Raw genomic sequence first — 21,889 nt, 5'->3', positions numbered from 1 at the left:
CCACCATCGCCACCAACGGCGTGCGGAAGAAAGGGTATGCGGGGTCGTCAGGCTGGACACCCAGTGACTGTATCGCAGCTTTGGCCGCAGGGAAACCCTTTGGCGACGGGCGGTTTGCGCCGCCCTAGCCCATCCGCCGCGCCTGCTCCTGGGTCTCCTGCACCTGCTGCTGGGCCAGCGACACCCCCTGCGCCTGCTCGCGAGTGGCATTGATCGCGTCCATCTGGGCGGTGCTCGCGCTCAACGGCTGGGCCATGCCCGCCGCCACTTCGACGTGGGCATGTCGACGGTGCGCGGCGTTCAGGTCGGGCGTATCCACCGCGAAGGCGCGGCTGTGGTCGTCGCTGAGCACCACGTGGGAAATGGACTCCAGCCCCTCGCGCCTGGCCTGCACGGCCAGTGCGCCGGCGAGCTGGTCGCTCTGCAGGTCAGGCACCCGGTTGTGGGCGCGGTCCAGCGCGTGGACCCCGGTCTGGGCACCCACAAACAGGGGGTTGCCGGCATGGGAGGGATGGTCGATGCCGATCGCCTGCGCCGAGGGTTCGCCGGCACGGCTGGCCTGCCGGCTTTCGGCGGCAGGCTGGACGTGCGGGGGCCGCGCGACCAGTTTCCGGGCGGCGGCCTCCTGCTTGATCAGTTCCGAGTCCAGGCTGGGGATGACCGTCGGATCCATGCCATGGCGGGCGGTCGCCTCACTGAAGGCCGGCATCATTCCGCGGATGACGCGTCCGGACTTGTCGAGGTTGTGCAGCTTCGCTGCGTCCAACGCCAGGTTGCCGGTCGGCAAGTGGGTCGCAGCGGCAGCCCCGATGCCCACCGCAGCACCCCCTACCGCGGACAGTGTGATCGGCGCCTTGGCAGTAATGCCCTTCACATGGGAGGCCACCAGGTCATAGCCGCGGTCAACATGGGCGCCGGCGGTGGCGAACCCGTTCTGCAGCTTGCCAGCGACCCATTGGCCGTCGTGGTTGATGGCGGCGGCCACGCGCTCGCCCGCCGCGCGCGTGCCTGCGGCATCAGCAAGGGCCTGCTTCGTCGCATGCTGCGCATGTTGCTCGCCGTGGTCACGGACGTCTTCGGCCTGCCTGGCAAGCCTGGCGGCGACGTTGTCCGCGCCCACCCGGTCAGCGACCCACGACAGTGCGGACAGGCCATGGGAGCGGGTCTGCGATTCGACGCGGTGCAGGGTGGATTCGATGCTTCCGGTCAGTTCTCGCCCCGAAGCAACCACCGTGCTCGTCGCCCGGGTACCCAACTGCAGGCTGGCCGAGCCCATGTTCACCACCTGGCCGATGACCATGCCTTCGGTCTTCAGCACACGCTCGACGCCATCGCCCGTTCTGTCCAGCACCTGGGCAGTGGCAGCGCCCGCCCGCTCGACCTGCTCGCCGGCCAGGCGACCGCTACGCATACCGTAGGCCGTGGCGTGCAGGACAGTGGACAACGGCCCCGCCAGTTCCGCCACCTGGCTGGGCGGCGCCAGGTGCGGGCGATCGACGAGCGCCCCTTGCGCATCGCGGGTCTTGGGCTCAAGCAACAATTCCAGGCGCCCTGCCGCGAGCGGAATATCGCGCAGCGCCTGCTGGCCCGGCTGGCTCGCCAGTTGTTCGATGAACTGTGCGGCGGAGGTCTGCGCCCCCGGGGGCAGCATCTCGCGCAGCTTTTCACCGACGACCTTCTGCATGGTCGGATCCTTCAGCACCATGCCCAGCTCGTTGGCAAGCACGCCGTAGCCACGACGCTGCTGCTCGCTCAGGCGGTGCATGCCGTTCTGCACATCGTTCAGCACTTCACCGGTGGTCTGGTAGGTATGCACGGTCTGCTGCGTATCGAAGGTCGGCAGGCCGTTGTCCTTGGCGAAACGCGCCGGGGTAGCCGGATGCAGGCCCGCTGCGTTGAACGTGGTGGCACGTGCGCCGGTGACTGCGGACGCGGCGGACGCCATGCCGCCACCGAGGGAGTGACCGGCGATTTCGAAGCCACCGGGGCGCTCCTGATTGACGATGGAGGCAAGACGCATGGCGCGATCGTAGTAATCGCTGCGCATGCCGATGCCCTGCTGACCGTTGTTGAGGAAATCCTCGCCACCGGATTCGCGTTTTCCATCGGGCGCCAGAGGATCAACAATCTCACCCGTAGATCCCTTGTAGACCACGACAGGTTTCGCATCCTCGCCGAAGACGCGCTTGTCCGGGATGTAGATTTCGGCACGGAATCCCGATTCAGGTGGCTGTAACAGGTCGCGTACGGTTGCGTCCGACAGTTCGAAGCCCGCCGCACGCAAAACTGCAGGATCCGTGCTTGCGCGAGTCCAGCCCGCCGGCGGTTCGCCAGCATGCTTGGCTGACTGATACACATCGGAGGCAAGTCCAGACATCTCACGTGCGTGGTATGTCTCCTGCAAACGATCTGCATCTTCATTGTGGCCGCTTGCGCGCAACTGCTCCACAAGCTCGCGCTGTTCCTGGACTGCGCGTGCCCGCGCGTCAATGTCGTGATCCTTCATGGCAAGCTCCATCCACCTTGAGGGGACATGCCCCCGCGACACATATCGATTATCAGATCCGTTTGCTAATGTCACGTCTCGAGCACCGTTGCGGAATCAACATGCCCATTCATGTTTTTGAAAGTTTGAAAAGGACGTTCCCGATAATGCTCTACGCCATCTTTCTGATGGTGAGCGGATGCGCCCTTTCATCGAGCCATGGCGCCGAACAGTACTTCGACGGAAAAAACCTCGAGCTTGCGATAGCAACCGAGCATGGCGATTCGGACACCGTTCGGCGCCTGATAAAGAACGAAGGAGTTAATCCCGACAGAGTCTTCGCTCGTGACACTGGAATCCCCCTGATGGCGTGGCCCATTCGGGCGAGGAATCTTGATGGGTTGCGCGCTCTCCTGGACAACGGCGCAGATCCGAATGCACGCGTGTACAAGACGGTGGACGGGCGCAGGCTTGGTTACAACAATGCGATGGTCTACGCGGCAAAGATGGACGACCCTCGCTTCCTGGAGCTGCTCCTGAAGCATGGCGGAGACCCCAACACCCGCAACTCAGCCAACGAGACTCTACTGCTGCAGGCATTCCTCAGCGGAAATCAGTGGAAGAACATCCAGGTACTGATTGAGAACGGGGCCAATATCAATGAATCAAGCCTGGACCTGGGCGATGACACGGTCCTGAGCTGGTACACAGCGCGAGGCGGCTTCGATTACGCGTATTGGCTGCTCGAACATGGTGCTGATCCAGCGATTGCAAAGCCGGAAGGGTCCAGCCAGCCTGGCCGGCAGAAGATGGTCGAGGACATCTACTGGGAAATCACCACGCCGGACAACCTGCCGTGGCAGAAGAAATGCCAGCAATGGCTGGCTGAGCGCAACATCCCCCGCCCGCCGATGCCCGACCACATCCGCAGGAAGCGCGAGGCCTTCAAATTCCCGAGCAAGGAAGAAGACATTCCGCTGCTGTAAGGAGCTCTGACATGGACGTTCACCTGCGACGCATCATTGCGTATCCCGCCCTTCTGGCAGCAGCGCTGTTTCTGATTCCGGGCTGCACGCCACAGTCAACGCATGGTGCCAGCAGCTACTTCAAGGGCAAGGCGCTTGAGCTGGCCGTTGCCAGCGAGCAAGGGGATGCCGACACGATCACGCGCTTGGTAAAGGACGAAGGCGTCGATCCCGACAAGGTCTTCGCTCGCGATGCTGGCATCCCCTTGGTGGCGTGGCCCCTCCGGGCGAAGAATCTTGATGGGTTGCGCGCTCTCTTGGACAACGGCGCAGATCCGAATGCACGCGCATACAAGACGGTCGATGGACGCAGACTTGGTTACAGCAACGCCATGGTCTACGCAGCCAGGATGGACGACTCCCGCTTCCTGGAGCTGCTGCTGAGGCACGGGGGAAATCCCAATACACGAAATGCCAACAATGAAACGCTTCTCTTCCAAGCCTTCATCAGTGGAAACCAGTGGAAGAATGTCCAGACCCTGGTCAAGAACGGCGCAGACGTGAATGAATCCAACCGCAGAAGCCTGGGGGATGACACCGTGCTGAGCTGGTACACGGGAAGAGGCGGATTCGACTACGCCTACTGGTTGCTGGAGCATGGCGCAGACCCGACCATATCCGAGCGCGTGCCCCAGAACTCTGGCAGGACGGCTCGGCAATTGATGGTCGAAGACATTTACTGGGAAATCACCACACCCGACAACCTGCCGTGGCAGAAGAAATGCCAGCAATGGCTGGCTGAGCGCAACATCCCCCGCCCGCCGATGCCCGACCACATCCGCAGGAAGCGCGAGGCCTTCAAATTCCCAAGCAAGGAAGAAGACATTCCGCTGCTCTGATTCCTGTCTCAGCTGCCGGAAAGCAGCACGCAGTCATCCGGCAGATGCATCCGCACCCTGCCCGCCACGCAGTCGATGCGGAAGCGGCGTGCCTGCACCGGTTCGCCGTCCAGGTTCAACGTCAACGGCTGCGGTGCGTCGATCTGCAGCCACGGCAGCTGCGCGCGCGTGGCGACACGTTCCAGCGCCGCCTCCTTGCCGCCGGTCAGCATCTGCCCAAGGGTGGCTGCGACTTCACCCTCCAGCTCCGGCACCACGGTGACATCCAGCAGGCCGTCATCGATCAGTGCCTGCGGGCACAGCTGCTGGCCACCACCGGCCTGACGGCCATTGCCGACGCCCAGTGCGATGAACCCGCCTTCCCACTGCAAGTCCGGCCCGCTCAGGCGTGCGGTGATGGGTTCGATGCGGCCGAGCTTGGCGATGCCGGTGATGACATAGGCCAGTCCGCCGAGCATCTTCTTCAAGCCGGCATCGGTTTCCACCGTGACCTGGGTACCGAAGCCACCGCTGGCGAGGTTTGCGCACCACCATGGCTTGCCGTCGGCATCGACGCGCAGCAGGTCCATCGGGCGTGGGTGGCCGCCGGCAATCAGCGCGAAGGCCTCCTGCGGCTCCACCGGAATGCCAGCAGCGGTGGCGAAATCGTTGGCGGTACCCATCGGCACCAGCGCCAGCGAAGGCAGCGCCTCAGCCGGTTCGTCGCGATGGGCCAGCGTCTCGGCCACCGCGCTCAGCGTTCCGTCGCCGCCGGCCGCCACGATCACGTCCACGCCGTGGTCGATGGCCTCGGCGACATAGCGCTCGGCATCACCATCTTCCCAGGTCACCCGCACTTCCAGCTGCACGCCGCGTTCGCGCCAGTGGCCCACGGCCTCGCGCAGGTCATCGTTGCCTGCGGACTTGCCGTTGAGGATCAGGCGCCAGCGCGGTGTGCTCATGCGGTGCTTCCAGGGAAGGGCGGCACAGGCTAGCAACCGCGCGTTCGGGGCCAGTGAAAGGCAGCGGCCACCGTTCAGGTCAGGGCGCTGGACTCGCCCGTGCGCCATGTCATGCAGGTGTCATCGGCCACCCGGAGAATGGAAGGCCATAGCAGGGACGACGGATGGAGGCAGGATCAGCCTCCCACGCATGCAGCAAGGCCACGCCAGCGTTTGGCGTGGCTTTTTTTTATCCATGGCCACGCATGGCGTGGATGCACTTCGCCTCAACCGTTGGCGAAATCGTGCAACGCTCGACCCTGCAACCGGTATACCGTCCACTCGTCCTGCGGTCTGGCGCCGGCTGCGGTGTAGAACTCGATGGCCGGCGTGTTCCAGTCCAGCACTGACCATTCGAAGCGACCACAACCTTCAGCTACCGCCTGGCGGGCGATGTACTTCAGCAGCGCTTTGCCCGCGCCGGAGCCGCGTTTTTCCGGGCTCACGTACAGGTCTTCCAGGTAGATGCCCTTGCGCCCCAGCCAAGTGGAATAGTTGTAGAAATACACCGCGTAGCCGATGGCTTCACCGTTGGCCTCGCAGACCAGCGCGCGGGCGGTGGCGTCGGCGCCGAACAGGCTTTCGGCGATGCCGATCTCGTCGGTCTGCACCGACTGCTCGGCCTTCTCGTAGATCGCCAGTTCGCGGATGAACCGAAGGATCAGGCCGGCGTCGGCGACGGTGGCCGGGCGGATGTTCAACAGTGCCATGGGCGAAGAGGGAACGAAGGGAGTTGAACGAGCTTAATCCCCTCCGTCCCCTTTTTGTCAGCGCGCTGCAGCGACGTTGGCGCGCATCTGCGCGATCACGTCCTGGTAGCTGGTCTTGGCGTTGAAGATGGCCGAGCCGGCGACGAACGTGTCGGCGCCAGCGGCGGCGATCTCGCCGATGTTGTCGGCCTTCACGCCACCATCGATCTCAAGGCGGATGTCACGGCCGCTGGCATCGATCTTCTGGCGCACCACGCGCAGCTTGTCCAAGGCCGACGGAATGAAGGCCTGGCCGCCGAAGCCCGGGTTGACCGACATCAGCAGCACCAGGTCCAGGTCGTCCAGCACCCAGTCGAGGATGTCCACCGGGGTGGCCGGGTTGAGCACGATGCCCGGCTTGCAGCCCAGCGAGCGGATCAGCTGGATGGTGCGGTGCACGTGGCGGCTGGCCTCCGGGTGGAAGCTGATGTAGGTGGCACCGGCCTCGGCAAAGTCCGGGATGATGCGGTCCACCGGCTCGACCATCAGGTGCACGTCGATCGGCGCGGTGACGCCATGCTTGCGCAGCGCCTGGCAGACCATCGGGCCGATGGTCAGGTTGGGCACGTAGTGGTTGTCCATCACATCGAAATGGACCCAGTCCGCACCTGCGGCCAGGACGTTGTCGACTTCCTCGCCCAGGCGGGCGAAGTTGGCCGAGAGGATGGAAGGAGCGATGAGGCAGTTGGACATGGCCGGGGCCTTCGGAACGGGGAAAGGGGTTTCCCGCCCGCAGGCGGGGCAATGGGGTCAGCGCTTGCGCAGGGTCTTGATGCGGTCGTAGGCGGCGTTGATGCGCCGCGACTTCTGCTCGGCCTGCTGCTGCAGCTCGGGGGCGGCGCCGCCCAGCTTGTCGGGGTGGTACTGGGAGATCAGCTTGCGGTAGGCGCGCTCGACCTCGGCATCGGTGGCCTCGGAGGTCAGCCCCAGCTCGCGGTACGGGTTCTCCTTGTTCAGGCGGAACCAGTCGCTGTCGAAGGCATGCCCCAGCAACAGGCCGACCACCGCGCCGAACAGCGGATTGGGCCGGAACAGCAGGGCGCCGGCGATGAATCCGAGCAGTTTTCCGTACCAGCGCATGGCGCTCCGGGGTCGGCCGACGAAATGGACGCTCATTTTACGTCACAGCGGGCCCGGACCGCTTTACACTAGGCCGCCCGCTGACCAGTTGCGGGCCCGCCGGGTCCCCTGGGCAGCCGTCTCGACGAAGCCCCAGGAGTGCCCGTGCCAACCACGCTGTTGCAATCCGATCTCCCCGGCCTGCCCTTGCGCCACCGCGGCAAGGTGCGTGATGTGTTCGATATCCCGCGCGAGCGACTGCCGGCCGGTACCCCACCGGGGGACTACCTCTTGATGGTCGCCACCGATCGCCTGTCGGCGTTCGATGTGGTCCTGCCCGACCCGATCCCGGGCAAGGGCGAGATGCTCTGCCAGGTGTCCAACTTCTGGTTCGCCAAGACCGCGCACCTGATGCCCAACCACCTGACCGGCATCGATGTGGCCAGCGTGCTGCCCGAGGGCGTGGACGCGGCCCTGTACGCCAAGCGCGCGGTGGTCACCCGCAAGCTGAAGCCGGTACCGGTGGAAGCCATCGCCCGTGGCTACCTGATCGGCAGCGGCTGGAAGGACTACCAGCGCACCGGCAAGGTCAGCGGCATCGAGCTGCCCGACGGCCTGCGCCAGGCCGAGCAGCTGCCCGAGCCGATCTTCACCCCCTCGACCAAGGCCGCCGTTGGCGACCATGACGAGAACATCGACTTCGACGCGATGGTGAAGACGGTCGGTGCGGAAATGGCCGAGCGGGTGCGCGACGCGACGCTGCGCATCTACAAGTTCGCGGCCGATTACGCACGCGAGCACGGCATCATCCTGGCCGACACCAAGTTCGAGTTCGGTACCGACGCCGACGGTCGCCTGTACATCATGGACGAGATGCTGACGCCGGATTCCTCGCGCTACTGGCCTGCCGACGAGTACGAAGTGGGCACCAGCCCGCCGAGCTACGACAAGCAGTTCGTGCGTGACTACCTGGAGACGCTGGACTGGGGCAAGACCGCCCCGGGCCCGAGCATCCCGGCGGAGATCATCGAGCGCACCCGCGCCAAGTACGCCGAAGCGCTGCAGCGCCTGGCCGGGATCAGCGTCGACTGATTCCCCTGCGCCCCCCCGGCCCGCGTGGCGGGGGCGTTCTGAATGCGGTAGTGCCGGCCGCTGGCCGGCAATCTCCGCGAACCTGCAGCCAGGCATGGCCTGGCTCTGCTGGCGGTTGGTAGTGCCGGCCGCTGGCCGGCAACCCCGGCGAACCTGCAGCCGGGCATGGCCTGGCTCTACTGCCGGTTGGTAGTGCCGGCCGCTGGCCGGCAACCCCGGCGAACCTGCAGCCAGGCACGGCCTGGCTCCACTGCCGGTTGGTAGTGCCGGCCGCTGGCCGGCAACCCCGCGAACCTGCAGCCAGGCATGGCCTGGCTCTGCTGGCGGTTGGTAGTGCCGGCCGCTGGCCGGCAACCCCGGCGAACCTGCAGCCGGGCATGGCCTGGCTCTACTGCCGGTTGGTAGTGCCGGTTGGTAGTGCCGGCCGCTGGCCGGCAACCCCGGCGAACCTGCAGCCGGGCACGGCCTGGCTCTACTGGCGGTTGGTAGTGCCGGCCGCTGGCCGGCAACCCCGGCGAACCTGCAGCCAGGCATGGCCTGGCTCTGCTGGCGGTTGGTAGTGCCGGCCGCTGACCGGCAACCCCGGCGAACCTGCAGCCGGGCATGGCCTGGCTCTACTGCCGGTTGGTAGTGCCGGCCGCTGGCCGGCAACCCCGGCGAACCTGCAGCCGGGCACGGCCTGGCTCTACTGGCGGCCCCGGCCGGGGTATGCTGGCCACATGCAGACCAGCACCCAGCTTGCGCGTCCGATCGACCGCTATTTCGCCAGCTACTCCGACGACCACCGCAATGTCGTCAACCAGCGCATCCACGTGGTGGCGGTGCCGGCGATCCTGTGGTCGGTGGTGGCCCTGCTGTGGTGCGTGCCGCCGCTGATCACCTGGTTCCAGTACGGCATCTGGTCGGCGTTCGCGATGTTCAGCGCGTGGTGCTTCTACAACAAGCTGTCGCGTCCGCTGGGCATCGGCATGCTCATCCAGTTCTTCGTCTTCGGCTGCCTGTGCCGGCTGCTGGAAGCGGAAATCGGCCTGCACAACCTGCGCTCGCTGGCCATCGGCGTATTCGTCGTCGCCTGGATCGCGCAGTTCATCGGCCACAAGTTCGAAGGCCGCAAGCCCAGCTTCCTGACCGACCTGACCTACCTGCTGATCGGCCCGGCGTGGGTGATGGCCAAGGCCTATCGCAAGCTCGACTGGCGCTACTGACCAGCGTCGCCGCGTCGACGCCTTCGTTTCCTGAACGGGCAGATCCCGTCACCGACACTGCACGGCGCGCCTGCCAGCCTGCCGCGGTGGCCTCCTCACCTTGCCCCGCCCGGCGGCGGCGGTCCCTGTGCGACAGGGGCTGCGCTGTCCCTGCGTGGGCGTAGGGTGGACCTGCCCAGCGGGTCCTGATGGGTCATCCGCGCGGCATGCTGCATCGCAGAAAAAATGAATCAGCGCACGTTACCTGCAATTGATCGCTGTTCAATGGGTTTCGGCGACATTTGGCAGCCTGTTATGCTCCCTGACCTGCTCGTGAATCATGGATTCCCTGCATGCTCCCCAGCCTGCCCCTGCTGCTGGCCCTGCCGTTCCTGATGGCAGTGGCTGTCGCAGCCTTCCCCCGTAGTTCGCGCTCGACTGCTGCCTGGCTGGCGGCGCTTGCGCCGTTGGGCGGGCTGGCGATCCTCGCCTGGCTGACCCCATCGGTGCTCGATGGCCAGGTGGTGCGCACGATGGTGCCGTGGCTGCCGCAGATCGGCCTGGACTTCACCCTGCGCCTGGATGGCCTGGCCTGGATGTTCGCCGGACTGGTGCTGGGCATCGGCGCACTGGTGGTGCTGTATGCGCGCTACTACCTCAGCAGCCAGGACAACGCGCACCGCTTCTATACCTACCTGTTGCTGTTCATGGGCGCCATGCTGGGCATGGTGCTGTCGGGCAACCTGTTGCTGCTGATGGTCTTCTGGGAAATGACCAGCATCAGCTCGTTCCTGCTGATCGGTTTCTGGTCGCACCGCCAGGACGCGCGCGAGGGCGCGCGGATGGCGCTGGTGATCACCGGCGGCGGCGGCCTGGCGCTGCTGGCCGGCGTGCTGCTGATCGGCCGCATCGTCGGCAGCTTCGATCTGGACGTGGTGCTGGCCGCCGGTGAGCAGATCCGCGCCAGCACGCTGTACCCCTATGCCCTGTTGCTGGTGCTGGCGGGCATCTTCACCAAGAGCGCGCAGTTCCCGTTCCACTTCTGGCTGCCGCACGCGATGGCCGCACCCACCCCGGTGTCGGCTTACCTGCACTCGGCCACCATGGTGAAGGCGGGGGTGTTCCTGCTGGCGCGCCTGCATCCGGCATTGGCCGGCAGCGATCTGTTCTTCTACACGGTCAGCGGCATCGGTGCGATTACCCTGCTGATCGGTGCCTGGAACGCGATCTTCCAGCATGACCTGAAGGGCCTGCTGGCCTATTCGACGATCTCGCACCTGGGCCTGATCACCCTGCTGTTCGGCCTGTCCACGCCGATGGCGGTGGTCGCCGGCGTGTTCCACATCCTCAACCACGCCACCTTCAAGGCCTCGCTGTTCATGGCCGCCGGCATCATCGACCACGAGACCGGCACCCGTGACATGCGCAAGCTGGGTGGCCTGCGCAGGCTGATGCCGTTCACCAGCGCGCTGGCGATCATCGCCTCGCTGGCGATGGCCGGCATCCCGCTGCTCAACGGCTTCCTGTCCAAGGAAATGCTGTTCGCCGAAGCGCTGTCGGCGGGCGGCACCGACACCATGCGCACGGCGGTCTCGATCGCCGCGCTGCTGGCCGGTGTGTTCGGCGTGGCCTACAGCCTGCGCTTCGTGCACGACACGTTCTTCGGCAAGGGCCCGCATGGACTGGACCGCGTGCCGCACGAGCCGCCGCGCTGGATGAAGGTGCCGGTGGAGATCCTGGTGGTGATCTGCGTGGCGGTGGGTATCGCCCCGGCACTGACGGTGGCGCCGGTGCTGCACGCGGCAGCCTCCTCGATCCTCGGCAGCGCGATGCCCGAATACAACCTGTCGATCTGGCATGGCTTCAACCTGCCGCTGGCGATGAGCGCCGCTGGCGTGGTCGGTGGCGTGCTCCTCTACTTCGGCCTGCGCAAGCTGATCGATCTGCACGCGGTAACCAACACCACCCCGGGACGCAACGTCTTCCACCACCAGCTGGACCTGCTGTCGGCCGGTGCGCAGCGGTTGACCGCCGGCATCGCCAACGGCAGCCTGCAGCGCATGCTGCTGGGCCTGGTGCTGGTGGCGATCGTGGTCGCCGCCGCGCCCTACATCGCCAACCCGGCCTCGCCGGAATGGACCAGACCGCAGCCGATACCGCTGCTGGGCTGGGCGTTGTGGCTGGTGATGATGTCCTGCGCGGTAGCGACCCTGCGCATGTACAAGCAGCGCCTGCTGGCCGTGCTGCTGGTCGGCGGCGTCGGCCTGATGGTGGCGCTGACCTTCGTGTTCCTGTCCGCACCGGACCTGGCGCTGACCCAGCTGCTGGTGGAGATGGTGACCCTGGTGCTGATGCTGCTGGGCATGAACTACCTGCCGGCACAGTCCGGCCCGGAGCGGCCACGCTGGCGCAAGCGCCGTGATGCGCTGATCGCGATCGTGGCCGGTGCCGGCCTGGGCGCGCTGGCCTACAGCGCGATGACCCTGCCGCCGAACACCATGGCCGGCGAGCTGCTTGCCCGCGCCCTGCCCGAGGCTTACGGCCAGAACGTGGTCAACGTGATCCTGGTCGACTTCCGCGGCTTCGATACCTTCGGCGAGATCACCGTGTTCGGCATTGCCGCACTGGTCGTGCACGCGCTGCTGCGTCGCACGCGGATGGCGCCGGAGCAGATCATGCCCGGTCCGCCGATCAAGCTGCCGGTGCCGGCCGATCTGGCCCAGATCATGTTCCCGCTGACCCTGACGGTCTCCATCTTCCTGTTCCTGCGCGGCCACAACGCGCCGGGGGGTGGCTTCATCGCCGGCCTGGTGCTGGCGGTGCCGCTGCTGATCCAGTACGTGATCCAGGGCACCGCCTCGGTGGAGTCACGCTTCGGCTTCGACTACATCCGCTGCATCGGCATCGGCCTGCTGATCGCCATCCTCAGTGGCGCCGCGTCGATGCTGTTCGGCGTGCCGTTCCTGACCAGCGGCCACCTGGACCTGCATCTGCCGTTGATCGGCGATGTACCGCTGGCCAGCGCGATCGGTTTTGATATCGGCGTGTACCTGGTGGTGTTCGGTGGCGCGATGCTGATGCTGTCGATGATGGCCACCGTCAAACCCTCGCGGACGCGCACCGCGCGCAAGGGCGAGATCGACCTGCAACGCCGCTCGGCACGAACGGGGGAGATGCACTGATGGAACTGGCCCTGGCCTCTGCGATCGGCGTGCTGACCGCCATCGGCATCTACCTGCTGCTGCGCGCGCGCAGCTTCGATGTGATCCTCGGCATGACCTTCCTGTCCTACGCCACCAACCTGCTGATCTTCGCCGGTGGCCGCGTGGTGCAGGGCAAGGCGCCGGTGCTGCAGGAGGGCGTGGAGAGCCACCTGGGCAACTACACCGATCCGCTGCCACAGGCGCTGGTGCTGACCGCCATCGTCATTGCCTTTGCGATGACCGCCGTCAGCATCGTGCTGGCCATGCGCAGCCGCAGCGACAACCACAGTGACCACGTGGACGCGCACGAGCCGGATGACGATGCACCGCCGCGCCGGGGCGAGGACCGCGCATGAATCATCTGGTGATCCTGCCGATCCTGGTACCGCTGCTCGGCGCTGCGCTGTCGCTGTTCGTCGAACACCGCCGCTATGGGCCGAAGGTGCAGCGCGCCGTGGCGTGGGCCGCGCTGGGCGCGCTGGCGGTGGTGGTCGGCCTGTTGTTCGCCGACACCGCTGGCGGCGACATCCGCGTGTACCTGCTGGGTGACTGGCCGTCACGCCTGGGCATCGCCCTGGTGGCCGACCGGCTGTCGGCGTGGATGCTGCTGACCACCCTGCTGCTGGCCATCCCCTGCCTGCTGCATGCGTGTTCGGGGTGGGACCGCCGCGCGCCGCACTTCCATGCGCTGTTCCAGTTCCAGCTGGTCGGCCTCAACGGCGCCTTCCTGACCGGCGACATCTTCAACCTGTTCGTGTTCTTCGAGGTGATGCTGATCGCCTCCTACGGCCTGCTGCTCAGTGGCGGTCGTGGCCTGCGCATGCGCATCGGCCTGCACTACGTGGTGTTCAACGTCACCGCCTCGACCCTGTTCCTGATCGCGCTGGGCCTGCTGTACGCCTCGCTGGGTTCATTGAACATGGCCGAGCTGTCGCAGCGCATCGCCGAAGTGCCGCCTGCGCAGCTGACCCTGGTGAAGGCGACGATGGGCCTGTTGCTGCTGGTGTTCTGTGCCAAGGCCGCGCTGATGCCGCTGTACCTGTGGCTGCCCGAATCGTATGCGCGTGCACCGGCGGCGGTGGCGGCGCTGTTTGCGATCATGACCAAGGTGGGCCTGTATGCCGTGCTGCGCATCCAGATGCTGTGGTTCGGCGAGGATGCGGGGGCGATGGCCGGCTACGGCCGCGATTGGCTGCTGTGGGCCGGCGTAGCGACGCTGGTGCTGGGTGGCCTGGGTGCGTTGGCCGCCGCGCGCCTGCGCGTGCTGATTTCGTATCTGGTGATCGTCTCGGCGGCGACGTTGTTCATCGCCTTCTCGGTGGGCACCCCTGAGGTGCTGTCGGCCGGCCTGTACTACCTGCCGCACAGCAGCTTCGTCGCCGCCGCACTGTTCCTGGTCGCCGACCTGATCCGACGCCGTCGTGGCGGCGCCAGCGACCGCAAGGAAGTGATCGCACCGATGCCCGGCAAGCAGACCCCGGCCGTGCTGTTCCTGATTGCGGCGGTGTCGGTGGCCGGCCTGCCGCCGCTGTCCGGCTTCCTGGCCAAGGCCGCGCTGTTGGCCGGCATGCCCGCGCAGTACACCGGCGCGGTATGGACCGCCGTGCTGGTCAGCAGCCTGCTGGTCATCATGGGCCTGACCCGCGGCGGCATCCGCCTGTTCTGGCGCGTGCCGCTGCCCGATCCCGATGCACCGCCACCGCGCAAGGCACCGCTGCGCCGTGTGGAGCTGTTTGCCGCCTGCATCCTGCTGGCCTACGGCATCGGCATGACCTTGTTCGCTGCCCCGCTGATGCAGCACACCGACGCCATCGCCACCCAGCTGCTGCAGCCGGGCGACTACGTGCAGCAGCTGCGCGCGACCACGCCGGAGATCCGCCAGCCATGACCGCCAAGCGTTCCCCGATCCGCCGCCTGTTGCCCTCGCCCGCGCTGAGCGTGATGGTGGTGGTGTTCTGGCTGTTGATGTCCGACAGCTTCACGCTCGGCCAGTTCCTGCTGGGCCTGCTGCTGGGCGTGGTCATTCCGCTGTTCGCCGCGCGCCTGGACCGCGAGTTCGCCCGCATCGGCACCCTGCGGCCGCTGCCGAAGCTGCTGTTGGTGACCCTGTGGGACATCCTGATGTCCAACATCCGCGTGGCCATCCAGGTACTGGGCCCTGAAAAGAACATCCACCCTGGTTTCATCTGGCTGCCGCTGGACATCGCCAACATCCACGGCATCGCCGCGCTGACCAGCATGATCACCCTGACCCCCGGCACGGTGTCGGCCGCCCTCAGCGACGACCGCAAATTCCTGCTGGTGCACGTGCTGCACCTGGAAGACCCGCAGGAGCTGATCGACACGATCAAGCGCCGTTATGAAGCCCCGTTGATGGAGATCTTCCCATGACTGGATTCCAGATCATCCAGACCACCCTGGTGGTGTGCATGCACGTGGTCGGCCTGGCCATGCTGCTGGCCACTTGGCGCCTGCTGCGCGGGCCGACCGTGCCCGACCGCATCCTTGCACTGGATACGCTGTCGGTGACCGCCATCGCCGAGCTGATGCTGTTCGGCATGTACCTCAATTCGGCGATCTACTTCGAGGCGGCCCTGATCATCGCCATGCTCGGCTTCGGCAGCACCGTGGTGCTGAGCAAGTTCGTGCTGCGCCGGGACATCGTCGAATGATCACCTTCATCCAGATCGCGCTGTCGATCCTGCTGCTGTTCGGCTGCTTCTTCATCCTGGTCGGCGCGCTGGGCCTGGTGAAGCTGTCCACCTTCTTCAAGCGCCTGCACGCACCGACCAAGGCCAGCACGCTGGGCGTGGGCTGCGTGCTGGTGTGCTCGGTCTGCTACCACATCTTCCTGGGCCAGGACCCGCAGCCGCGCGAGCTGCTGATCACCGTGTTCCTGTTCATCACCGCACCGATCAGCGCGCACCTGATGGCCAAGGCCGCACTGTCGCTGCTGATGGAAACGCGCCCCAGCCTGCCGGGCAACGAGCGTGCCGAAGACGAACAGTTGCCCCCGCCGGAACCGGAGCGGGAAGAGGAAACCACCGCGCGTTGACGGTGGGTGCCGACCGTCGATCGGCACGACCCCGGATAACCACCAGTAGAGCCAGGCCATGCCTGGCTGCGAGTTCGCCGAGGTTGCCGGCCAGCGGCCGGCACTACCTCAGACCGGTGTGACCAGCGCGATTTCCAGTCCCAGCCAGGCCACGAACGCGCCCAGCAGTACCGCACCTTCGATGCGGCTGATGCGCAGGTCGCCGCGCAACATCGGGTACAGCACCAGTGCGAAGGCCAGCAGCGCCGGCAGTTCCAGGCGCACGAACGAGGCTGGCAACGCCAGCGGCTGCAGCAGCCCCATCGCACCGATCACCAGCATCAGGTTGACCACGCTGGAGCCGAGCACGTGGCCCAGCACCATGTCGCCGTGACCACGGCGTGCTGCCGCGACCGCGGCCGCCACCTCCGGCAACGCAGTGCCGATCGCCACCGGCAGCAGACCCACCAGCAGCGGCGTCCAGCCCAGCGCGGCGCCGAAATCAGCGGCGGCACCGACCACCAGGCGCGCGCCCCAATACAACGCCAGCGCGGCAACCAGCAGGCGCAGCACGTTCAACGGCAGGCTGGTGCGGCTCAGCGCCGACTCGGCGATGATCGCCTGTACTTCGGCGCCCTCATGGCGTCCGCGACGCAGCAGCAGCAACTGCACCACCACGAACCCGGCCACCAGCACGCAGGCCTCCCAGCGCAGCAGCCGGCCATCGAGTCCGAATACGATCAGCAGCAGGCCCGCGGCCAGCAGCCCCCACCACAGCACGGCCTGCAGGCGCGCGCGCAGCAGCAACGGCGCCACCATCGCGGCCACCGCCAGGGTCAGGCCGAGGTTGACCACGCTGCTGCCGACGGCATTGCCCAAGGCCAGCTCCGGCTGGCCCACCACCAGCGCGCGGGCGTTGACCGCCAGCTCCGGCAGCGAGGTGGCGATTCCCAGCAACAGCAGGCCTGCGGTGAATGCACTGGCGCCGAAACGCTGCGCCAGGCCGGACACGGCTTTGACGATGGAGTCCCCACCCAGGGCCAGCAACAGCAGGCCGAGCAGGAACCAGGCAATGGCAATAGCGATCATCGGGCGCTCCCCAGCGGTCGTGGCGCGATTCTACGCTCGGCCCACCCGCGGCGGGTGAGCCGAGGACGGCCGATCAGCCGCAGCCTTCAGCGTAGTCCACCTGCGGGGTCCTGCCGACCCGCCAGGCGCTGACCTTGCCGTCAGCGCCGAGGGCGAAATCGATGATCGCCGCTCCGTCCTGCGCCGGGCGCACGCGCAGGTGCTGGGCCTTGTCGTCGTACTTGTCCGGACCGACGTCGGCGCGCTCGGGATAGAGCACCTGCAGCTCGCCCAGGGTCATGCCGACCCGGCCGCCACCGGGGGCGACGATGGACGGGCTGCGTACGTCGTAGCGGACCAGCTTGCGCGCTTCGAACATCAGGCGCGGGTTTTCGGCCCCCTGCGGGCGCAGGAAGTAGCAGCCTTCATTGGCATCGTCGGCAGGCAGCGGCTTGCCAGCCGCATCGGTGCCCAGGCCCTGCAAAGGGGTGCCGAAGCCACTGCGGACCTCGGCGATGCCTGCGCCCAGCGTGGCGCCACCGAAGCCATCCAGGCGTGCCGGGCTGTCGCTGCGCGGATCCACCGGCGAAGCGGTGGCCAGATCGGCGTCGGCGGGGACGGAGGCATCCTTCGCCGGTGCGGTGGCCGCAGGCGGCGCTGCCGGTGCGGCGGTGTCGGGACTACGGTTGCAGGCGGCCAGCGACAACAGCAGCAGGCCGGCCATCGGGAGATGCTTCATCGGTGCGGATCCTTGGCACAGGGTGGGTGCACGCTACCGCAGCCGGCGTGCAGGCGCTGCATTGTCATCGCGGTTTCATCGCCCTCATTCAGGCTGGGCGAGCACCGACTTGGCTGTCCTCCCCATGCAACCGCGCAAGACCGACCTCGCCCGAACCGCGCTGCAGGCCCACCGCGCACCGCTGGACATGCGCCAGCGACGCCTGCTGATCCTGTGTGATGGCCAGCGCAGCATCGCCGAGCTGACCGCACTGCTTGGGCAGGATGCGGCAGCGATGGTGATCCAGCTGATCCAGGGCGGCTACCTGGTGACCGCTGCGGACGCACCCGCATCCTCGCCACCTGCACCGGTTGCGATGACGGCTCCACTGGCGCCGTCAGTCACGCCAGCGTCTGCGGCGCCGGTCGAGCGCCGCCGCTCGCTGGTCGCCGCGCGCATCTATGTGCTGGGAATCCTGGAGATGCAGCGGCATCCCAACGCAGCGGCGCTGTTCCGCGACCTGCAGCAGGCGCGTGCCGAAGGCGAGGTGCTGCGGGTGATGCAATCGGCGCTGCAGGTGCTGCCGGCACTGACCTCGGAAGGGTACTGCCAGCGCGTGCGGCAGCGGCTGATGGAGGCGCTGCCGGTGGAGCATTGCAGCGCGTTCGCGGCCATTGCCTGAACCGGTGAACAGCATCCACGCATGGCGTGGATCTACTACATCACGTGCCCGGATGGATCCACGTCACGCGTGCACGCGATATCGCGCTTCCCGGTAGATCCACGCCATGCGTGGATACGGTATCGCGATTCCCGGTAGATCCACGCCATGCGTGGATACGGTATCGCGATTCCCGATATATCCACGCCATGCGTGGATACGGTATCGCGCTTCCCGGTAGATCCACGCCATGCGTGGATACGGTATCGCGCTTCCCGGTAGATCCACGCCATGCGTGGACGCGGTATCGCGCTTCCCGGTAGATCCACGCCATGCGTGGATACGGTATCGCGATTCCCGATATATCCACGCCATGCGTGGATACGGTATCGCGCTTCCCGGTAGATCCACGCCATGCGTGGACGCGGACGATCAACGGAAATTGTTGCGCAGGCCGTTCCAGCACTGCTGGTAATCGCCCTGCCGGTGGCTTGCTGCCAGCGCCTGCGCGGTCGGGCGGATCACCCCACGGGTCTCGAACATGAAGGCCATGGTGTCCTTGATCACATCCGGCCTGGACAGGTCCGCATTGGAGGCCTTGTCGAAGGTCGGGGCATCCGGACCGTGGCCGCTCATGCAGTTGTGCAGCGACGCACCGCCCGGCACGAAGCCTTCGGCCTTGGCGTCGTAGGCACCATGCACCAGGCCCATGAATTCGCTGGCGATGTTGCGGTGGAACCACGGCGGGCGGAACGTGTTCTGCGCCACCAGCCAGCGCGGCGGGAAGATCGCAAAGTCCATGTTGCTGGTGCCCGGGGTGTCGCTGGGCGAGTGCAGCACCAGGAAGATCGACGGATCCGGGTGGTCGTGGCTGATCGAGCCGATGGTGTTGAAGCGGCGCAGATCATAACGGTACGGCGCGTAGTTGCCGTGCCAGGCGACCACGTCCAGCGGCGAATGATTGATCGGCGCACGCCACAGGCGGCCGTCAAACTTGGCAATCAGTTCGAAATCGCCGTCGATATCTTCGAACGCGGCATGCGGGGTCTCGAAATCGCGCGGATTGGCCAGGCCGTTGGAACCGATCGGGCCCAGGTCGGGCAGCTTCAGAAGTGCGCCGAAGTTCTCGCAGATGTAGCCACGGCTAGGGCCATCCGGCAGCTCGACGCGGAAGCGCACGCCGCGCGGAATCACCGCGATCTGCTGCGGCTCGATCTCGATCACGCCCAGCTCGGTCAGCAGGCTCAGGCTGCCCAGCTGCGGCACGATCAGCAGTTCGCCGTCGGCGTCGTAAAAATAGCGGCCGACCATGTCACGGTTGGCTGCATACAGATGGATGCCGACACCGGCATGCGCGTCGGGCGAACCGTTGCCGCCCATCGTGTACAGGCCTTCGACGAAATCGGTGGGCAGTTCCGGCAGCGGCAGCGGGCTCCAGCGCAGCTGGTTCGGCGAAGCCGGCTGTGCACTGAAATCGCACTGCAGCTGCGATTGCGCGAAGGGAGTGAACTCACCGTGGGTAACCGCCGGACGGATCCGGTACAGCCAGCTGCGGCGATTGCTGCCGCGCGGTGCGGTGAATGCGGTACCGGTCAGCTGCTCGGCATACAGGCCATGGGCCACCTTCTGCGGCGAGTTCTGGCCGACGGGCAGCGCACCGGGCACGGCCTCGCTGGCGAACTCGTTGCCGAAACCGGACTGGTAGCCGCGGGCGGTGATGGAGGGAGACATGGGGGTTCCTGGAAGCCTGGGGAAAGCCGCCGGGCATGGCCCGGCGCTACCGGTGGAGAAGGTGCCGTTGTGGAAACCTTACAGCACGCCGCGGCGGATCTGGTCGCGTTCGATGCTCTCGAACAGCGCGGTGAAGTTGCCTTCGCCGAAGCCTTCGTTGCCCTTGCGCTGGATGATCTCGAAGAAGATCGGGCCGATGCAGTTCTGGGTGAAGATCTGCAGCAGCTTGCGCTGGTGGGTTTCCGGGTCGGCGTCGATCAGGATCTTGTTCTTCGCCAGGCGGGCGACGTCCTCACCGTGGTTGGGCACGCGCTGGTCGATCACATCGAAGTAGGTCTCCGGTGTGTCGAGGAAATCCACGCCCTGCGCGCGCATGGCTTCGACCGTTTCGTAGATGTTCTCGGTGAAGCAGGCGATGTGCTGGATGCCCTCGCCCTTGTACGCGTCCAGGTACTCGTTGATCTGGCTCTTGGGGTCGGACGATTCGTTCAGCGGAATGCGCACGATGCCATCCGGCGCGGTCATCGCCTTGGACACCAGGCCGGTCTTCAGGCCCTTGATGTCGAAGTAGCGGATCTCGCGGAAGTTGAACAGGCGCTCGTAATAGTCCGACCACTGCTGCATGTTGCCGAAGTACAGGTTGTGGGTCAGGTGGTCGATGAAGGTCAGGCCGAAGCCCTTCGGGCGCAGCTCGGCGCCGGCGATCAGCTCGTAGTCACCATCGAAGATGCTGCCGGCGTCGCCGTAGCGGTCCACCAGGTACAACATGCAGTCACCGATGCCCTTGATGACCGGGGCGTTGACCGCCTTGCTCTCCGGCTTGAAGGCGATGGCTTCGGCGCCATTGCCCAGCGCGGTCTGGTAGACCTCCGCGCCCGGCTTCTTGAAGCGGATGGCGAAGCCGCAGGCGCACGGGCCGTGCTTTTCAGCGAAGTCGGCGGCGAACGAATCGGGGTCTTCATTGACCAGGAAGTTGACGTCGCCCTGGCGATAGACGGTAATCGGACGCTGCTTGTGCTTGAGCACCGCGCTGAAGCCCATCTTGCGGAAGTACTCGTGCAGCTCGGCACCACGGCCGGCCGGTGCGGCGAATTCGACGAACTCGAAGCCGTCGATGCCCATCGGGTTTTCGAAGGTGGTGACCTGCATGCCGGGGTTGGGATGCGAGGCGGAGGGTACTGCGGTATTCATGGCGTGGCTCCGAATCGGTGCCGCATCGGCACAAACCAGGTGCGGGCGGGGTTGGACCCGGCGAGAATGCAGGGTACGGACCCAACACTTATAGTTACACTTGAAACCACCAGCAAGGTGCACCGCAACATGAGCCCCGCCGATCCCGTTTCCACCCGCCTGCGTGCCTCCCACGTCCTGCTCGACCTGGAACAGTTCCTGCCGTACCGGCTGAGCGTGCTGTCCAACCGGGTCAGCGGCAACATCGCCAAGCTGTACGGCGACCGCTATGGCCTGGCCATTCCGGAGTGGCGGGTGATCACCATCCTGGCGCTGTACCCCGGGTCGTCGGCCAGCGAGGTCTCCGACCGCACGGCGATGGACAAGGTCGCGGTCAGCCGCGCGGTGGCCCGCCTGCTGGAGCGCGGTTTCATCAAGCGTGAGACGCATGGCGATGACCGCCGCCGTTCGGTGCTGGCGCTGTCGGCGGCGGGGTTCGAGGTGTACGAGACGATCGCGCCGATGGTGATCGAGATCACCCGCAAGTTGATGTCGGTGCTGAGCGAGGAAGAGGAGCAGGTGCTGGAGAAGCTGATCCTGCGCCTGGCCGGCGATGGCCTGGAGCGGATGGGCGAAGGGGTTTGACCCCTTCGGGGCGGCGCCCCTTGGCAGGTGTCGACCTTGGTCGGCACATGGATCCACGCCACGCGTGGATGATGTCGCGGGCTGCGCTGTGAGGGATCCGGCGCAGGCCATTGATGACGTGCAACGCGCGGTGTTCATGGCCCGCCGACGAACGGTCTTTCGGCCGGGTTCGACTCGACGTGTCGCGTTTACCACCTGATGTTTCGGCATCGGGCCGGTAGAGTCCTGACCGACAGAGCGGCTGTA

Annotated in this window: 21 protein-coding genes; 12 read left to right on the top strand and 9 right to left on the bottom strand. The window is 66.3% G+C overall.

The window, feature by feature from the left end; genetic code table 11:
• Positions 1-124 precede the first annotated feature (124 nt).
• Entirely contained in the window at positions 125-2,506 is a 2,382-nt protein-coding gene (locus tag K5K93_RS14390; protein WP_261311856.1) for an XVIPCD domain-containing protein, read from the bottom strand.
• 101 nt (positions 2,507-2,607) lie between these two features.
• Here K5K93_RS14390 and K5K93_RS14385 point away from each other — a divergent pair, with 101 nt between their 5' ends.
• Together K5K93_RS14385 and K5K93_RS14380 are read left to right on the top strand one after the other, a co-directional pair.
• On the top strand, positions 2,608-3,471 hold the full coding sequence (locus K5K93_RS14385; protein ID WP_261311855.1) for an ankyrin repeat domain-containing protein: 864 nt from the start codon (positions 2,608-2,610) through the stop codon (positions 3,469-3,471).
• An 11-nt stretch (positions 3,472-3,482) separates the two neighbouring features.
• Entirely contained in the window at positions 3,483-4,349 is an 867-nt protein-coding gene (locus K5K93_RS14380; protein WP_222388247.1) for an ankyrin repeat domain-containing protein, read from the top strand.
• An 8-nt stretch (positions 4,350-4,357) separates the two neighbouring features.
• Here the strand turns inward: K5K93_RS14380 and yegS are convergent, their stop codons facing one another.
• The 4 genes from yegS to K5K93_RS14360 form a co-directional block, all read right to left on the bottom strand.
• Positions 4,358-5,290 (bottom strand): lipid kinase YegS, encoded by a 933-nt coding sequence (gene yegS, locus K5K93_RS14375; protein ID WP_222388246.1) that lies wholly within the window; start codon positions 5,288-5,290, stop codon positions 4,358-4,360.
• A gap of 266 nt (positions 5,291-5,556) precedes the next feature.
• Positions 5,557-6,039: a GNAT family N-acetyltransferase gene (locus tag K5K93_RS14370; protein WP_093818191.1), complete on the bottom strand. Its 483-nt coding sequence runs from the start codon at positions 6,037-6,039 to the stop codon at positions 5,557-5,559.
• 57 nt (positions 6,040-6,096) lie between these two features.
• Positions 6,097-6,771, bottom strand: coding sequence for a ribulose-phosphate 3-epimerase (rpe, locus tag K5K93_RS14365; protein ID WP_025874606.1), 675 nt, complete (start codon positions 6,769-6,771; stop codon positions 6,097-6,099).
• Positions 6,772-6,828: 57 nt separating this feature from the next.
• A complete protein-coding gene (locus tag K5K93_RS14360; RefSeq protein WP_025874605.1) occupies positions 6,829-7,158 on the bottom strand; it encodes a DnaJ domain-containing protein in 330 nt (109 codons plus the stop codon).
• Between the two features lie 144 nt (positions 7,159-7,302).
• Between K5K93_RS14360 and K5K93_RS14355 the strand changes: the two genes are divergently transcribed.
• The 8 genes from K5K93_RS14355 (at position 7,303) to K5K93_RS14320 (ending at position 15,671) form a co-directional block, all read left to right on the top strand.
• Positions 7,303-8,229, top strand: coding sequence for a phosphoribosylaminoimidazolesuccinocarboxamide synthase (locus tag K5K93_RS14355; protein WP_032976644.1), 927 nt, complete (start codon positions 7,303-7,305; stop codon positions 8,227-8,229).
• Positions 8,230-8,948: 719 nt separating this feature from the next.
• Complete coding sequence (locus K5K93_RS14350) at positions 8,949-9,434, top strand: Mpo1-like protein (RefSeq protein WP_025874603.1); 486 nt, start codon at positions 8,949-8,951, stop codon at positions 9,432-9,434.
• Between the two features lie 332 nt (positions 9,435-9,766).
• The gene (locus K5K93_RS14345; protein ID WP_222388245.1) at positions 9,767-12,595 is read left to right on the top strand and encodes a monovalent cation/H+ antiporter subunit A; all 2,829 of its coding nucleotides are present in this window, start codon (positions 9,767-9,769) and stop codon (positions 12,593-12,595) included.
• Complete coding sequence (locus K5K93_RS14340) at positions 12,595-12,972, top strand: Na+/H+ antiporter subunit C (protein WP_025874601.1); 378 nt, start codon at positions 12,595-12,597, stop codon at positions 12,970-12,972. The genes K5K93_RS14345 and K5K93_RS14340 overlap by 1 nt, the downstream gene beginning before the upstream one ends.
• Positions 12,969-14,504, top strand: a complete 1,536-nt coding sequence (locus K5K93_RS14335) for a monovalent cation/H+ antiporter subunit D (RefSeq protein ID WP_093818194.1) — start codon at positions 12,969-12,971, stop codon at positions 14,502-14,504. Before K5K93_RS14340 ends, K5K93_RS14335 begins: the two co-directional genes overlap by 4 nt.
• A complete protein-coding gene (locus K5K93_RS14330; protein WP_093818195.1) occupies positions 14,501-15,007 on the top strand; it encodes a Na+/H+ antiporter subunit E in 507 nt (168 codons plus the stop codon). Before K5K93_RS14335 ends, K5K93_RS14330 begins: the two co-directional genes overlap by 4 nt.
• Positions 15,004-15,288: a K+/H+ antiporter subunit F gene (locus tag K5K93_RS14325; RefSeq protein ID WP_025874598.1), complete on the top strand. Its 285-nt coding sequence runs from the start codon at positions 15,004-15,006 to the stop codon at positions 15,286-15,288. The genes K5K93_RS14330 and K5K93_RS14325 overlap by 4 nt, the downstream gene beginning before the upstream one ends.
• Positions 15,285-15,671, top strand: coding sequence for a Na+/H+ antiporter subunit G (locus K5K93_RS14320; RefSeq protein ID WP_025874597.1), 387 nt, complete (start codon positions 15,285-15,287; stop codon positions 15,669-15,671). Before K5K93_RS14325 ends, K5K93_RS14320 begins: the two co-directional genes overlap by 4 nt.
• 108 nt (positions 15,672-15,779) lie before the next feature.
• Here K5K93_RS14320 and K5K93_RS14315 read toward each other — a convergent pair whose 3' ends face one another.
• Complete coding sequence (locus tag K5K93_RS14315) at positions 15,780-16,739, bottom strand: sodium:calcium antiporter (RefSeq protein ID WP_222388244.1); 960 nt, start codon at positions 16,737-16,739, stop codon at positions 15,780-15,782.
• A 73-nt stretch (positions 16,740-16,812) separates the two neighbouring features.
• Complete coding sequence (locus tag K5K93_RS14310; RefSeq protein WP_222388243.1) at positions 16,813-17,457, bottom strand: hypothetical protein; 645 nt, start codon at positions 17,455-17,457, stop codon at positions 16,813-16,815.
• Between the two features lie 124 nt (positions 17,458-17,581).
• Between K5K93_RS14310 and K5K93_RS14305 the strand changes: the two genes are divergently transcribed.
• On the top strand, positions 17,582-18,118 hold the full coding sequence (locus K5K93_RS14305; RefSeq protein ID WP_093818198.1) for a hypothetical protein: 537 nt from the start codon (positions 17,582-17,584) through the stop codon (positions 18,116-18,118).
• A gap of 411 nt (positions 18,119-18,529) precedes the next feature.
• On the opposite strand, the gene hmgA is transcribed toward K5K93_RS14305, so the two are convergent.
• Entirely contained in the window at positions 18,530-19,828 is a 1,299-nt protein-coding gene (gene hmgA, locus K5K93_RS14300) for a homogentisate 1,2-dioxygenase (RefSeq protein ID WP_222388242.1), read from the bottom strand.
• 78 nt (positions 19,829-19,906) lie between these two features.
• Positions 19,907-21,019, bottom strand: a complete 1,113-nt coding sequence (gene hppD / locus K5K93_RS14295) for a 4-hydroxyphenylpyruvate dioxygenase (protein WP_170919610.1) — start codon at positions 21,017-21,019, stop codon at positions 19,907-19,909.
• 129 nt (positions 21,020-21,148) lie between these two features.
• Here hppD and K5K93_RS14290 point away from each other — a divergent pair, with 129 nt between their 5' ends.
• On the top strand, positions 21,149-21,643 hold the full coding sequence (locus K5K93_RS14290) for a MarR family winged helix-turn-helix transcriptional regulator (protein WP_049467584.1): 495 nt from the start codon (positions 21,149-21,151) through the stop codon (positions 21,641-21,643).
• Positions 21,644-21,889 lie beyond the last annotated feature (246 nt).

The organism is Stenotrophomonas sp. DR822 (assembly GCF_019793815.1).
Lineage (GTDB): Bacteria > Pseudomonadota > Gammaproteobacteria > Xanthomonadales > Xanthomonadaceae > Stenotrophomonas > Stenotrophomonas indicatrix.
The sequence above is the reverse complement of the archived record's forward strand: the minus strand, read 5'-3'. Positions and strand labels throughout refer to the sequence as shown.

Excerpts from the sequence above, each read along its gene's own strand:
- K5K93_RS14390 (WP_261311856.1), bottom strand. The coding sequence starts at position 2,506 with ATGAAGGATCACGACATTGACGCGCGGGCACGCGCAGTCCAGGAACAG.
- K5K93_RS14385 (WP_261311855.1), top strand. The coding sequence starts at position 2,608 with ATGCCCATTCATGTTTTTGAAAGTTTGAAAAGGACGTTCCCGATAATG.
- K5K93_RS14380 (WP_222388247.1), top strand. The coding sequence starts at position 3,483 with ATGGACGTTCACCTGCGACGCATCATTGCGTATCCCGCCCTTCTGGCA.
- yegS (WP_222388246.1), bottom strand. The coding sequence starts at position 5,290 with ATGAGCACACCGCGCTGGCGCCTGATCCTCAACGGCAAGTCCGCAGGC.
- K5K93_RS14370 (WP_093818191.1), bottom strand. The coding sequence starts at position 6,039 with ATGGCACTGTTGAACATCCGCCCGGCCACCGTCGCCGACGCCGGCCTG.
- rpe (WP_025874606.1), bottom strand. The coding sequence starts at position 6,771 with ATGTCCAACTGCCTCATCGCTCCTTCCATCCTCTCGGCCAACTTCGCC.
- K5K93_RS14360 (WP_025874605.1), bottom strand. The coding sequence starts at position 7,158 with ATGCGCTGGTACGGAAAACTGCTCGGATTCATCGCCGGCGCCCTGCTG.
- K5K93_RS14350 (WP_025874603.1), top strand. The coding sequence starts at position 8,949 with ATGCAGACCAGCACCCAGCTTGCGCGTCCGATCGACCGCTATTTCGCC.
- K5K93_RS14345 (WP_222388245.1), top strand. The coding sequence starts at position 9,767 with ATGCTCCCCAGCCTGCCCCTGCTGCTGGCCCTGCCGTTCCTGATGGCA.
- K5K93_RS14340 (WP_025874601.1), top strand. The coding sequence starts at position 12,595 with ATGGAACTGGCCCTGGCCTCTGCGATCGGCGTGCTGACCGCCATCGGC.
- K5K93_RS14335 (WP_093818194.1), top strand. The coding sequence starts at position 12,969 with ATGAATCATCTGGTGATCCTGCCGATCCTGGTACCGCTGCTCGGCGCT.
- K5K93_RS14330 (WP_093818195.1), top strand. The coding sequence starts at position 14,501 with ATGACCGCCAAGCGTTCCCCGATCCGCCGCCTGTTGCCCTCGCCCGCG.
- K5K93_RS14325 (WP_025874598.1), top strand. The coding sequence starts at position 15,004 with ATGACTGGATTCCAGATCATCCAGACCACCCTGGTGGTGTGCATGCAC.
- K5K93_RS14320 (WP_025874597.1), top strand. The coding sequence starts at position 15,285 with ATGATCACCTTCATCCAGATCGCGCTGTCGATCCTGCTGCTGTTCGGC.
- K5K93_RS14315 (WP_222388244.1), bottom strand. The coding sequence starts at position 16,739 with ATGATCGCTATTGCCATTGCCTGGTTCCTGCTCGGCCTGCTGTTGCTG.
- K5K93_RS14310 (WP_222388243.1), bottom strand. The coding sequence starts at position 17,457 with ATGAAGCATCTCCCGATGGCCGGCCTGCTGCTGTTGTCGCTGGCCGCC.
- K5K93_RS14305 (WP_093818198.1), top strand. The coding sequence starts at position 17,582 with ATGCAACCGCGCAAGACCGACCTCGCCCGAACCGCGCTGCAGGCCCAC.
- hmgA (WP_222388242.1), bottom strand. The coding sequence starts at position 19,828 with ATGTCTCCCTCCATCACCGCCCGCGGCTACCAGTCCGGTTTCGGCAAC.
- hppD (WP_170919610.1), bottom strand. The coding sequence starts at position 21,019 with ATGAATACCGCAGTACCCTCCGCCTCGCATCCCAACCCCGGCATGCAG.
- K5K93_RS14290 (WP_049467584.1), top strand. The coding sequence starts at position 21,149 with ATGAGCCCCGCCGATCCCGTTTCCACCCGCCTGCGTGCCTCCCACGTC.